We start from the raw sequence: 14134 nt of genomic DNA on the forward strand, positions 1-14134 counted from the left end.
TTATGACATAACAAAGCTATTTTATCAAAATTCACAAATAAATGCAATTATTTATATTAATATAAAGTAATTTATCTTTTATTTGCTTAATAAATCTACTTCTAATAAAACATTGTTATTTTCATACTTTAAGCTATAATTAGTTATTTTATAATAATCAATTTTTCCTAAATCATTAAGTATATCTTCTTTGCTTCCTTCTAGTTTGCAATTTAACTGCCATAGCCCATTTTCTGCTTTATTATAGTTTAAAATTGTTAAAGTATTATAATCTTTAAAATCTTTTTCGATTTCTTTAATATATTTTGCATTTTTAACTTCTGTTATACCTTCTGATTTGATCTCATTTATATTTTTTACTGATTCATCTTTATAACTTAATAATATAAAGCATTGAATCATTGTTATAAAAATAACTATGAAATATACTATATTTTTTCTTTTCATAATCCAACCTCAATATGATATCTATCTTTAGCATCAATATTTAAAGAATTAATCTTAAATATCTCTTTTTCTTCAATACTGTATATTTCTTGAATTGAATTCAATTCAATACTTCCTGAGTCATTTTCTATTTTCAAGCTTATTATATTTTCACTTATAGCTTTAATAATGGTACTTATTTTCTCTTTATTTATATCTTGATTATTTTCAATAGCACTTGCTACAGGAACTATTTCATTATTATTAATTTTTTTTAATACTTTATTAAATGAAGTAGGTATTATAAATATATTAATAATAATTAAAATTCCAATTAACTTTTCTATATTATTATTAGATTTATTATTTTGTACTTCTATAAATTCATATGGTATAAAATATTTATTTTTCACATATTTCTTCATATATATCAACCCCAAAATCAATATAATAATTGATATCTTCTATTTTAATATCTTTTAAACTTTTATCTACAACTAATACATAATCACTTCTTTCATTAATATAAGTATTAACTTTTTCAAAGCTTTCTGTAATTAAAGAATCTATGATAAAACCATCTTCTATATTTATTAAGTGATTTAACGCCTTTATTTTATAATAAACTAATATATATTTATGTTTTCTTAACTTTTTAAAAATTTTATTCTTTACTTTAAATTGTATTGGTTCAATAATTAATTCTTTTGCACCATAAAACAAATTATTTATTCTATGATTTCTCATAGAATATAGATAAAAATATCTTTCACTCTTTTCAACCTCATAATGAAATAATAAATTTGATTTATCTGAAAAATCCTCAGATATCTTATTATCTATATATTTTTCAATTTTTATTTTTTCTTCTGGATACTTATATTTCTTAATAAAGATTTTTTCTGAACAAATTGTAATTCTTATTTTTTTATTTATCCTACTTAATAACAATTTAATTGAATCATAGTCATACTCTACATTTTTAAAATATAACTTATCTTTGTAAATTTTTACATTACTACTCATAATTTATCTCCTACTATATTTTCAGTTTTATAATAAGTTGGAACAAAAATTTTCTTATCATTATACTCTTTCATTTCAAGTTCAATATATATATTAGAATTACTTAATTTTTTAACTAGAAAATATTCCTTTTCCTTTTTAACAAGCTGATAATTAGAATCCTTATACTCCTCTTTATTATTCTTGTTAATTTCTTTTAATACTAATTCATCTTCTAAAGTTAATGTTTTTTTATCACTATAAGATTTATAGGTTTGAGATTTTAAATAATTTAAAGTAATTAAATTCAGTGAAATAGCTATTAATAAAGTAACAAACATAAGAACAACTAAACTTTCAATAAAAGCAAATCCTTTCTTCTTTTCCTTATTTATCATATACAAATAGTCCTCTCATCCTTATTTAAATTAATTATTTTTAAATAATATATGTTGTTTTTCTTTGTAATTTTAAAATCAGATACATCTGTCATAATTATATTAGTACCAATTTTAAAATCATTCTTATTGTATGTTTCTAAAATTATCTTTTTTTTATTTGAATCTAGATAAATCTTCTTTTTCTTAACATCAGTTTGATTATTATCTTTTTTATATATTATTAATATTTCACCTTTATTATTTTCACTTTCTCCATTAATTTTAATTGATTTAATCATATATCCCTTTAAAAGTCTTTCAATATTTAATACTGCATCATCAAAGGAATCTTGAATTTTAGAATTATTTATAAGTAAAGAATAATTTTTAAATGTTATAATTGCTGTATTAAAGGCTAATGTTAATACTATTAACTGTATAAACATAGATATATTCAATTCAATTAATGTAAATCCATATTTCTTTTTCCTAAATATCCATCCAATAAGACTTAATAAATTCTCTTTCAGCTAAAATTCCTCCCTCTAAATCTAAAATCTTTATTTTAAATGTAGATATTTTATAACCTTCCTCTATATAATTATCAATTACCTTTTCTATTATAATGTTATTTCCTGATTCTAAATCTGTAAGCGGAGTAGTAAGTAAGCTTTCTATAATATCATCCTTATATTTTAAATATAAATTACCCTTATCAAATACATCTTTTAAGTTATCAAAACTTACATTATATTTCATTTCATTTTCTATTGCATAAGCTACTCTATTAGCCTTTTCTTTATTTCTTCTTAAATTTATAGATTTTGATGTAATTGCAATAATTTGAACAGAAATTGATAAAGCTATTAAAATAATAGACAATGATATTATTGCTTCCACCAATGTATTACCTTTTTTCATTGTATAATATCTCCCTCTTCTTCATCACTTTCATAACTTCTAATAATATCATTACCTACACTTACTGTTATATTAATTCTCTTATTACTTTTATGTGTTAATGTAATAGTTCCTGCTGACTTAATATATCCTTCATCTGTGATATTATTATTATCACTTGTAATACTACTAGAAACTTTAAAATTACTTCCTACTTCAATATCTTTATTTAGCCTTATGGTCTTTGTAATCGGAAACTCCTTATTTGTCACCTCAAATGTTATAGTCCTCCTATTGCTACCTACAAGTATCTGTCCTGACACTTTATTTCTCCTACAGTAGGCTTTTCCAAAGCTTAATAAAGATTTTACTTCATTAGCCAAACTATTAAATTCAATAATCTCAATTTTCTCTTTAAACTTCACTATATTTATTGTAGTTATAGAAGAAATAACTGCAATTATAGATAAAACTATAATAAGCTCAATTAATGTATATCCTTTTTTCATTATATTGCTACCTCAAATATAGATGAAAATAATGGAACTACAAATATCATTAAAAAAGAAATAACAAATCCTCCAACAATTAATATTGATGCCGGCTGAATAATAGCAACTTTCTTATTAATGCCATCAATTAATTTTTTCTCTAAGTAATGGGTTAATGATTCTAGTCTTTCATCAATTGATCCTCCCTCTTCCCCTAACTTAATAATAGAAATTGTATAGCTGGAATAATATCCTTTATTTATCAAACTATCAGAAATTGATTCTCCCTTTAATATACTGTAATTTAAACCTACAAACCTATCTATTAAATCTCTTATTTTAAAACTATTTGCTGCACAGATAAGCCCTTCTGACAAGTTAACACCACTCTTCATTATTATTCCTAATATTGAAATAAATAAAAACTCACTAAACTCTCTATATAAAGGAATTTTATTAAATAATCTTATAATAGTATCTTTTAAATAATATTTGTATAAAAACCAGAATAATACTAATAAATCAAATATATAAACAAGTACTCTTACTGGATTTTCTCTTATTGAATTTGATAAATTATAACTTAATTTACATATTAAAGGTATATCAGCATCTAAACTAATATAAAAGTCATATAAATTTGGTATTAGAAAAAGTATAATAAAAATAAATAAACTAATAGTAGCTGTAATTATTAAAATCGGATAAGCTAGAGCATTTTTAACTGTGTTTCTAAAAAATATATTAACGTTATAATAATCTTCTAATCCCTTTAAAACTTTAAAAAGATTCCCACTTTTTTCACCCATAGCTATCATTCCTGTAAAAAAATCTGGATATAAATAATCATACACCTTAAAACACTCTTCTAAAGATCTTCCCTCTAAAATATATTCTTTAATGCCTCTAATACTTTCTTTATAAGCTCTATTTAGCGGTAATTCATTAAGTAAATCTACTATCATAATCATAGAAATACCTTCTTTATAAAGTATTGCTAGATTTCCTGCAATTAAAGATAGATTATTATAATTTACCTTTTTATATAAAAATTCTATTTTTTTCATAATCTAATGCCTCTTCTATCAAAAAATTATTATAGTCTTCTATTGTTATAAATCCATTTTTAAGTAAATAATTTAAATTCATTATCATTTCTTGGTTACTTAATTCTTTTATTTCCTGGAAAATATTTGAAAATGTTTTTTTAACTTCTTCATCAATATATACTACTGCACTTACTGACATTCTTCCTTTATATCCAGTATAATTGCAATGATTACAACCAACTGACTTATATACAACTATAGACTTATTATCTAGAGTCATTGTTTTATCTTTTTCCTTACAGTTAGAACATAAAATTCTTATAAGCCTCTGAGAAATAATTCCTATTAATGAATCTTTTATTAAATATGGTTTTACTCCCATATCTTCTAATCTTAATAAAACTTCCTTAGGTGTCTTTGTATGAATCGTTGAATAAACTTTATGTCCAGTTAATGATGCAGTAACAGCTATATTAGCAGTTTCTTCATCTCTTATTTCACCTATCATCAAAACATCTGGATCTTGTCTTAATATGCTACGAAGACCTGTTGAAAATGTAATATTTGCTTTCTTATTTAAACTTACTTGATTAACTCCATTTATTAAAACTTCAACTGGATCTTCTAATGTCGTAATATTAATATTTTTTTTATTAATTTCCTTTAATATAGAATATAAAGTGGTAGATTTACCACTCCCAGTTGGTCCATTAATTAAAATAAGACCATTCTTTACAGCAATCATTTTTTTCAATTTTTCTCTTTGAAACTTACTCATATTTAAATTATTAAGTTCATGTTCAAATATTTCACCATATAAAATTCTTATAACTAGTTTTTCTCCATATACAATTGGTATGGTAGATAACCTTAAATCGTAATCTTCTTCCTGTACTTTAATATAAGCTTTTCCATCTTGAGGTTTCCTTTTTTCAGTAATATCCATATTCCCCATAATTTTAATTTGAGAAAGCAACTTATGATATTCCTCATTTTTAATTTTTGTAAAAGGTACTAATAATCCATCAATTCTTATCCTTATAAAAACTTCTTCTCTTTGGGGTTCAAAATGTATATCTGAAGCTCTTTCAATAATTGCTTTACATAATATTTCTTCTAATAAGTTGTTAGACTCTCCAAGAAATACTTTAAATATTAAATCTCTAATATCATCATTCTTCATTTTAATAGCTTCTATTTTACTATTAAATAGAAATTCTAATTCTTCTTTGTTATTCAATTTTTCTTCAGAAGAAAGTACAGTTAATTTATTGTTTTCTAACATTATTGGTAAAATAAAATATTTTTCAGTCTTTGTATTTCCTAATTTTCTTGCAATATCTAAATTAATATTAAATATTTCTATTTTGTTCATCTTAAATCACCCTTTTAATTTATATCCCATAATACTACTTTTTATACAATATATCCTAATTTATTTGCATCATTTAATCATATATATCAAAAATATCCTATTACCAAAACAAATATTCTATCAAATAAAAAAAGATGGATTAATTGAACCGCCCCCTGTCAAGTAGACAGGGTAAATAATATAAAATTATGCTACTAAGGTGTGGCTTCTATATTCAATAGGAGCCATACATTTTAGTTTCTTTTGCAATCTTTTTGTATTATAAAATTTCATATATTAATCAATAGCTTGTTCAAGTTCTTCAAAGGTTGAAAACTTTCTTAGATAGTACATTTCTGATTTTAAAGTACCCCAAAAAGCCTCCATTGGTCCATTATCAATACATCTACCTACCCTAGACATACTTTGCACTGCATTAATTTTATTTAGTTTAATCTTGAATGTTTTACATGTATATTGGAATCCGCGATCACTATGGAATAGTGGCGTTGCGGTCGGATTCGCTTCAACAGCTTTATCTAAGGTATCAAAAACTAATTTATTATTGTTAGACTTACCTAATACATAAGAAATAATACTATTATCTCCGAGATCTAGTATTGCACTTAAATAAGCTTTGCTTCCGTTAGTTAGCTTAAATTCAGTAACATCTGTTAGCCATTTTTCATTTGGATTATCAGCTACAAACTCTCTATTTAATATATTTTCAGCTGTAATTTGTGGAGTACTTTGAATATATCTTTTCTTTCTTCTCCTAATAACAGCAGTAAGTTTTACAGATTTCATAAGCCTATATATACGCTTATGATTATAATTTGAATTTAGTATTCTATTTATATTTAACGTTATACGGCGATAGCCATAAATCCCTTTAACTTCTGAGTATAATTTAATAATTTCATCTAAAATAACTTTATTTTCTTTATCTCTTTCAGTTGCGGAACGATTTAACCACTTATAATAAGAAGCACGCCCAACTTCAGCACATTTACATAGTTCAGATATTGAATACCCTAATTCATGTAATTCTTTAATTGCAATATACTTATTTGTTGATGAAATAGTGTATTTATCTACCTCCTTTCTATCTCTTCTAATTTTTTTAAGAAATCATTCTCCATTTTTAAACGTCTATTTTCTGCTTCTAAAAGTTTTAATTGTGCAGAGAATTTTTCTGATTCACTTAATTCTTCAAAGACTTTATTTTTACCGCGTCTATCGACTAGCGCGTTATATCCATCCTTATTGTATTTTTTTACCCAAGTATAAACTTGTTGATATGAAACATTAAATTTATTAGCAGTTAAATTATAATCGTGAGCGTTAGCAATGCAAAATGACACTATTTCAATTCTTTCTTCATAAGTTGTTTTTCTTCCCTTAGTCATAAGTTTATCTCCTTTAGTTGAATGAGATTTAAATATCTTATGACCACTATACTTCTTAATCCATTGCTGGAGAATACCAATAGCACTTATCTTATACTTAATACAAATATCATCTAATGATCCTTTACCATCAAGATAATCAATAACGACTTGAGTTTTAACTTGAGCAGAATAGGATGTATTATATCCTTTGTTTAATAAACCTTCTTTCCCAAAGGTTTTATATTTACGGACCCAAGCTGAAACAGCACTTTTGTAGATATTTAGTTCATTACTTATTTCAGATAAACTTTTTATACCTCTTAAATAATCTTCAACAGCTTGGACTTTTATCTCGGTTGATACTTTTGATTTTCTTGACATAAAAAAATCCTCCCATTATAGAACAGTTTTATTATTTTAACTGTCTACTATAATGGGAGCATATCAAATTTTAATCCACCTTTTTTTCATAATAAAGTAATAGTACTTTTTATCTCAATATTCTAATTCATATAACTTTCTATAATCATGTGCATTATCTAAAAAATTGTTGCATTCTAAATTTAAAATTAATCACTTAACACAGATTCATTAATTGTATGTTTTACTGCTAGTTTTGAAGAAGCAAAAGCTGCTATTGGTATAGATAAAACAAGTGCTATCCCACCTGATATCCCCTGAATTATTTCAATTACTATACTATCAATATTTATTAGTTGTATATAAGGAAGATTATACATAAAATAAATAACAACTATATTAATACTACTTCCTGTAAAAGCTAATATTAATGTATTAGTCATAGTCCCCATTACATCTTTCCCAATATTCATTCCAGAAGTAAATAGCTGTGAACTAGTTAATTTATTATTTACCTCATACATTTCAAATATAGATGAAGTAATAGACATAGTAGTATCCATAATTGCTCCTAATGAAGCAATTATTATTCCTGAAAAAAGTAAATCTTTTACTTTTAAGGATGTCTTTTGTGCAACAAAAAGCAAATCTTCTGCATCATAAGTATTAAAACTAGATATATTAGTCATAACACCAAATAAATAAGCTAATATTCCTGCAATAGCAGTACATAAAATACAGCTCAAACATGCGACTATTGTTTTCTTACTAAATCCATTAAGTGATAACATAGTAATGCCTGTTGATAATATTACAATAATTATTGAAGCTACTATTGGATTAACACCCATTATTATCAAAGGAATAAACAAAAATATTACACATATCATGGTGACTGCTAAAGAAAATAATGCTTTCATTCCTTTTAATTTTCCAATAAATATTACAACAAAAATAAATATTAATACTAGTGCATAAATACCTAATTCTCTGCTATAATTCACAATAACAGTTGTAATAAAATTATCATAGCTAGAAATTATAAACTTTGTCCCAACTTTTGCTGGCTTATTATCAACTCTACCAATAAAGTTATTTATGGAAATTATTTTATCTTTCTCTTCTCCCGTTATAATCTTAAGTTCTAGCTGTTGTTTACCTATATTAATATAAGGGAAATCTGGATCTGGTTCTAGTTCTTCCGAGACTATACTTATAACTTCTGCTTTTGCATATTCAATACCTACCGGTCTATCACCTGGTTTATTATAATTTAATGTTTTATTAAAAATAACTATAGCTACAAAAAGTGCTAACATAAATACACTCCAAATTATACGTTCCTTATTAATTTTAAAATTTATTTTTTTAAATTTAGACATAAGTAACTCCCTCTTTATTCTTATTTATATATAATAAATATTTCTTATATATAAGTATCATTAACTCTAAACTAGCCATTTATTTTTATAAATCCATCTTTAACATTTAGCTTCCCATAATTATTTTTTGTAGATAAAGTAGTTTTATCACTATCACCATTAACAGTTGCAAAAACAGCCTCTTCAATTTTAATAGCTAGTTTATCGCTTGGAATAACTGAATCTTTAAGTTTAAAAATCACTTTAAATAATATATCTTTCTTTTTTTTCTCAAATCCACTCTTAACATATGCATTTTTACCAGCTGTTGTATCTAAATATATAGCCCTTATTTCTCCTTCTTGATTTGCAGCTTCTTCATTATAACTCCATTTTGGAATCTTATAAGAAATTTCTGTATCTCTTTCTAGATCATAATCGTTATATGTTTCCATTGTTCCAATAGAAATACCAACAAACTCTAGTTTATTATTATCAAACTTTATTGATACACTTGCCGCAGGATATTCATTATCAGGTAAATTACTTAATATTGCTGGTATTATAATCTCATCTTCATAATTAGCTGAAATATTTTCATTAGAAACTTTTAATTCTAATGTAGGTGTTGTTATATTATTTAAAATAATTATTGATAATATTAAAGCTAATACCAAGCCTCCACCAATTGCCCATAGTTTTTTATTTATTTTTAGCTTCATAAACTCATCCTTCTCCCCTTTAATATAATTTCAAATTATATACATATAATACATTGAATTACCATATCTTTCTTTCATCATTCTGTTAAATATATGTAATAAAAACTTAACATGAATAAATAAAAAGTATTTCTATATAATTCCCATTATTCTATCGAATTCACTTCAAGTCATTATAAAATTAATAGAATCCCTTAAGATCTAAAGGAAGGAAATTATAAAAGGTTATTTCTAGGGTAAAATTTTTATAACTAGTCTATACATTAAGAAAAGTATTACAAATTGATATACAAATCACTTTGTAATACTTTAATAACTATATTATTTTGATAAAACTGTGAACTCTTTAGCTGATACATAATTATCAACTATGTCTATAGCATCTCTTGTATTAATTCTTCCATCAGCATTTACATTAACAGTTATCATTTCTTTATTATCTAAATTTCTTTTTCTTAGCCAAGAACTAACTGCTACTAATGCATCTTGTGCATCTATTCCATCATTATTTATATCAGCAAATGCTACTGATTCTGATTGCTTATTTGATTCTATTAACGTATAGTTTTTTATATCAGATAAATTATTCAAACTAGTTTCTTCTGGTACTAATGCCACATAAGTTATTTTTCCTGTTTTTTCTGTAAATTCTGGGCTATAGTAAAATTTACTATCTCCAAAGTTAACATTTGTTGTATTCTCTACTAATGTAAACTCTGCTGCAACAGCTTTCATATTTTCAGGTATTACATCAATTCCATCTGATACATATAGTTCTCTTATACTTACTTGAGCTACTTCTTTATCTACGAAAGTAATATTACTCTTTGCATTTTTAGTATCGTATTCTATATCTAAATCATTTTCACATCTTAAAACTAATCCTGACATCTTAATTGAAGTACTATCTTCTTTAGCCTTATCTTCCTTTAATCCAACTGTTAATGTAACAATATTCTTATCACCTGATGTGTTATTAACAAAAATAGGTTCATCGTCTAGATTTGCAAGAGCAATACGCAATTTACCTTCATCAACATTGTAATCCCAATTATTTGCTTTAATTATCTTATTATTCAACTCAACATTTTTAACTTCTAAATCATCTGGAATATCAAATGTCATTTCTGAAGCTCTTATTATCGAATCAGTTGGCAACTCATTAACCGTAACTGGAATCCTAAATTCTATGCCTGCTTTACCTTCTATATTATCAATATTTGGCATACTAGCTGTAAAAGGACTTTCATTTAAATCTCTGACTACAGTTAATGTATCATATAAATATTTATTAGTTGTTATACTATCTGTATCTGTATCATATTTAAACATATACGTGTTTAATGTAAATTCTTTCTCTGAAACTTCCATTTCAACAATTACTTGTTCTTTTTTAACATCACTACCGGTATCAGTTGAATTAACATCTAAGAATGAATATCCTGGTGCAAGTAAATCGCCATTTCCTACTGTGTAATTCTTTTTAGAATACCACTTTAATCCCCCAGCATGACCTCCAACCATATATAGTGGCACATTTTCTGGATCAACTACAGTACCATCATCATTTGTTGTTATTTTTGCCTTATATCCATTTTCATCAACAAATCCCCTTGAATAGACATGGTCATGACCTTGCATTACTACGTCAACATCTAAAGCTGTAAGTACTGGAGACCAATATTTTCTCGCTTCTATTACATCTGAATCAGTTATATGAGATGCCCCCGTATATATTGATTTATGAAAACCAACAAATATCCATTGTCCTCTTGACTTTGCTTCACTTACTACTTCTGTTAAATGTTCCTTTTGAGCTAATCTTGCATCAGCATCATATCTCGCAGTTTCTAAATTTAGCATTACGAATGTTACTGGACCGTAATCATATGAGTATACTACATTTCCCGATTCGGCTGGTGAATTAATATGTCTAGTTAAAGAATTATTATCATGATTACCTTGTACTACAGTAACTAAGTTATTTCCAAACATGTCTTGTCCACCTGTTGGAAAAGCTCCATCATTATTAAATAACAATTCCCATTGAGTTTCATTTGCAGATGTATCTGTTATATCACCCGCGAGATAAATAAAATCTAAATCTTTAATATTATTTACTTCTTCTAATGTAGCACCTAATGCCTTAGCATTTGTAGCATTTGATACTTGTGTATCTGCAATATAAGCAAATTTAATACCATCTTTGTTTCCAACTGCTGGAGCTGTCTTAAATTTACCACTAAATGTATCTTCCCCTGTCCCTACTTTATATTCATATTGTGTGCTAGGCTCTAAATTATTTACAGCTATTTTATGAAAATATTTATTTGCATTACCTATTGAATTTTCGCCTAGTACAGTTATTTCTTTATTATCTCCAACTTTTTTTAATACAATCTTAGTTTCTAATCCAGAATTTATTGTTGTATAAGTAATGTTAACTTGAGTTGATGGATCATCTCCCATATGAACATTTACTTGCTTTGGTTTTGAGTATTCCTCTTCACTAACTGATAAATCATATGTTTTAATTTCTTTCCCTGAATTTTCAGTAGCTACTTCATTATTCACTGTTAATTTTGATGCACCTGCTTCAATCATTCCACTTGACATAGCTATTATCATAGCTATTGATAAAGTTATAATTTTATTTCTTCTAATCATAAACATCCCCCATTTATTTATTTTATTATCAACCTTGACAAAGTAAATATTAATATATCTTTGTTATATTTATATTAAATAAATGTTATACTTCGGTAAATTTTACTTATATTAACATCTAGTATTAACTTAATAAATAGGAATCTTATATTTCCCATTTCTAATATATCAAAAAAGGATATTTATAAATTAATTATAAATATCCCTAACTATAGTCTATAAAATTATATGTTCCTGTCTCTACATCTAAAGTGCTAATTGTTCCATCTTCACATTTATATAATTTTTCTATTCTAGTATCATCTCCTCCAATAAATAATATATTTCCACTACTATCCTTAGATAGTCCCTTTTCTAAATTTATTATTTTAGGAAAATCATAAACTAGTCTTTTTACTGAACCATTATTATATTTATAAAGGGAGTAATTATTATTTTCTATTCTGCCTAAAATATAAATACCGTCTTTACTTACTTCTACATCACTTATATCTATAATATTATCAATTGATTCAGTAATATTAGCATTTTCATCTATAAATTTTAATGTTCTTTGTTTTTCTTCTTTTTCTTGCACAAATACTATTCCATCATCGATTACCTTTAAGTATTCAACATATCCTAAATCTAATTTATATAGCAATTTCTCCTTATTTTCAGATATATTATATATAAATATACCATTATTTCTACTATCATCTATTCCATAATAAACTAAAGTATCTTCATTTAGCCAATCTATTAATTCTCCTGATATGGCTACATTACTTTTAAAATCAATATCTTTATCATCTCTTAAATTTTTAATTTTAAGATTTAAATAATCTTCCCTTACAAAATATGATAAATAATCTCCACCTATAGATAATTTAGGTGCTGTAATATTTTTTGAATTCTCTATGTCTTTTTCTTTTCCTAAGTAATTTACTTTAAATTTTCCATCTTCATTATAAATGAAATTCTCACTTTTTGAATCATATGAAGTAATTATATAATCAGTTTCTACTTTCTCATATTTTTCATCAGCTAAATTATAAATACTATAATTACCTGAATTCTCTATTGCTATTGCACCATTATCTATTTTAACTTTTTTAATTTCTTCTTCATCATTACTACAACCAAAAAGACTAATACTATACAACAAAATTAAACTACTAAGGAAAACTCTTTTTCTCCTTTTTTTAATCATTTTTTACCTCTTTAAATTAATAATTCACCTTTACAAATAAAATTTGCTTCCCCAATCATATAAACTTCCTCATTTAAAATTTCTACAACTAAAGATCCACCTGGAGTTATAACATTAACTATATTTGAACACATACCAAGTTTATTTAAAGCAACTACAGATGCACAACATCCTGTTCCACATGCTAAAGTAGCTCCTGCCCCTCTTTCCCATGTACTTACTTCTATAGTATTATCATCAACTTTTTTTACCAAATTTACATTTGTACCTTTAGTAAACAACTCATACTTTTCTATTATCTTTCCATCTTCAATAGAATATTCACCTTTATTATTAATTAATATAGTATGTGGAACGCCCATTAAAAGACTAGTTAATTTGTAGGCTTTATTATTTATAATAATTTCTTCATCTATTAATGTATTTTTATCTCTTAGTAATAAATCTTCTCCAGAAAAACTTCCTTTTCCCATATTTACTCTTACTAAATTCACATAATTATTATGAAGTATTACCTTAACCTTTTTAACTCCATCACCTGTTTCGATAATAATTTCCTCTTTATTTATATGCTTTACTTCATATAAATATTTAGCAAAACATCTAATTGCATTTCCACACATATTTGCCCTAGATCCATCACTATTTATAATTATCATTTTGGCATCTGCAATATTGGATTTTCTTATAATAACTAAGCCATCAGCTCCAATAGCAAATCTTCTATGACAAACTTTTTTTGCCAATTCTATCTCATTTTCAATTATTTTATTATTATAATCTTCAATTATTATAAAATCATTACCTAAGCCTTCCATTTTAATAAAATTCATAAA

Annotated in this window: 15 protein-coding genes and 1 pseudogene; all 16 read right to left on the minus strand. The window is 25.0% G+C overall.

The features are described from left to right. Positions 1–78: 78 nt before the first annotated feature. The 16 genes and pseudogenes from ACQPVP_RS09355 to dapF all read right to left on the minus strand — a co-directional run bounded on the left by ACQPVP_RS09355 (position 79) and on the right by dapF (position 14131). Positions 79–447, minus strand: coding sequence for a hypothetical protein (locus ACQPVP_RS09355; RefSeq protein WP_430849356.1), 369 nt, complete (start codon positions 445–447; stop codon positions 79–81). Then, the gene (locus ACQPVP_RS09360) at positions 444–851 is read right to left on the minus strand and encodes a hypothetical protein (protein WP_430849358.1); all 408 of its coding nucleotides are present in this window, start codon (positions 849–851) and stop codon (positions 444–446) included. Before ACQPVP_RS09360 ends, ACQPVP_RS09355 begins: the two co-directional genes overlap by 4 nt. Continuing rightward, the gene (locus ACQPVP_RS09365; RefSeq protein WP_430849360.1) at positions 829–1452 is read right to left on the minus strand and encodes a hypothetical protein; all 624 of its coding nucleotides are present in this window, start codon (positions 1450–1452) and stop codon (positions 829–831) included. Before ACQPVP_RS09365 ends, ACQPVP_RS09360 begins: the two co-directional genes overlap by 23 nt. Further along, on the minus strand, positions 1449–1829 hold the full coding sequence (locus ACQPVP_RS09370) for a hypothetical protein (RefSeq protein WP_430849362.1): 381 nt from the start codon (positions 1827–1829) through the stop codon (positions 1449–1451). The genes ACQPVP_RS09365 and ACQPVP_RS09370 overlap by 4 nt, the downstream gene beginning before the upstream one ends. Next, positions 1826–2341, minus strand: a complete 516-nt coding sequence (locus ACQPVP_RS09375; protein ID WP_430849473.1) for a PilW family protein — start codon at positions 2339–2341, stop codon at positions 1826–1828. The genes ACQPVP_RS09370 and ACQPVP_RS09375 overlap by 4 nt, the downstream gene beginning before the upstream one ends. Continuing rightward, complete coding sequence (locus ACQPVP_RS09380) at positions 2301–2732, minus strand: type II secretion system protein (RefSeq protein WP_430849364.1); 432 nt, start codon at positions 2730–2732, stop codon at positions 2301–2303. The genes ACQPVP_RS09375 and ACQPVP_RS09380 overlap by 41 nt, the downstream gene beginning before the upstream one ends. Next, complete coding sequence (locus ACQPVP_RS09385) at positions 2729–3220, minus strand: pilus assembly FimT family protein (protein WP_430849366.1); 492 nt, start codon at positions 3218–3220, stop codon at positions 2729–2731. Before ACQPVP_RS09385 ends, ACQPVP_RS09380 begins: the two co-directional genes overlap by 4 nt. Then, a complete protein-coding gene (locus ACQPVP_RS09390) occupies positions 3220–4269 on the minus strand; it encodes a type II secretion system F family protein (protein WP_430849368.1) in 1050 nt (349 codons plus the stop codon). Before ACQPVP_RS09390 ends, ACQPVP_RS09385 begins: the two co-directional genes overlap by 1 nt. Beyond that, positions 4244–5626, minus strand: a complete 1383-nt coding sequence (locus tag ACQPVP_RS09395) for a GspE/PulE family protein (RefSeq protein WP_430849370.1) — start codon at positions 5624–5626, stop codon at positions 4244–4246. Before ACQPVP_RS09395 ends, ACQPVP_RS09390 begins: the two co-directional genes overlap by 26 nt. 186 nt (positions 5627–5812) lie before the next feature. Beyond that, positions 5813–6724 (minus strand): annotated as a pseudogene (locus ACQPVP_RS09400) (IS3 family transposase). After that, positions 6700–7377, minus strand: a complete 678-nt coding sequence (locus tag ACQPVP_RS09405; protein WP_430849372.1) for a transposase — start codon at positions 7375–7377, stop codon at positions 6700–6702. The pseudogene ACQPVP_RS09400 and the gene ACQPVP_RS09405 overlap by 25 nt, the downstream one beginning before the upstream one ends. Positions 7378–7565: 188 nt before the next feature. Continuing rightward, positions 7566–8738: a YibE/F family protein gene (locus ACQPVP_RS09410; protein WP_430849374.1), complete on the minus strand. Its 1173-nt coding sequence runs from the start codon at positions 8736–8738 to the stop codon at positions 7566–7568. Positions 8739–8809: 71 nt separating this feature from the next. Then, the gene (locus ACQPVP_RS09415; protein ID WP_430849376.1) at positions 8810–9439 is read right to left on the minus strand and encodes a hypothetical protein; all 630 of its coding nucleotides are present in this window, start codon (positions 9437–9439) and stop codon (positions 8810–8812) included. Positions 9440–9760: 321 nt separating this feature from the next. Then, the gene (locus ACQPVP_RS09420; protein ID WP_430849378.1) at positions 9761–12106 is read right to left on the minus strand and encodes a metallophosphoesterase; all 2346 of its coding nucleotides are present in this window, start codon (positions 12104–12106) and stop codon (positions 9761–9763) included. A 205-nt stretch (positions 12107–12311) separates the two neighbouring features. Next, the gene (locus ACQPVP_RS09425) at positions 12312–13298 is read right to left on the minus strand and encodes a hypothetical protein (RefSeq protein ID WP_430849380.1); all 987 of its coding nucleotides are present in this window, start codon (positions 13296–13298) and stop codon (positions 12312–12314) included. Between the two features lie 11 nt (positions 13299–13309). Further along, complete coding sequence (gene dapF / locus ACQPVP_RS09430; protein WP_430849382.1) at positions 13310–14131, minus strand: diaminopimelate epimerase; 822 nt, start codon at positions 14129–14131, stop codon at positions 13310–13312. Between the last annotated feature and the right edge of the window lie 3 nt (positions 14132–14134).

This window comes from Clostridium nigeriense (assembly GCF_050585265.1).
Lineage (GTDB): Bacteria > Bacillota > Clostridia > Clostridiales > Clostridiaceae > Clostridium > Clostridium nigeriense_B.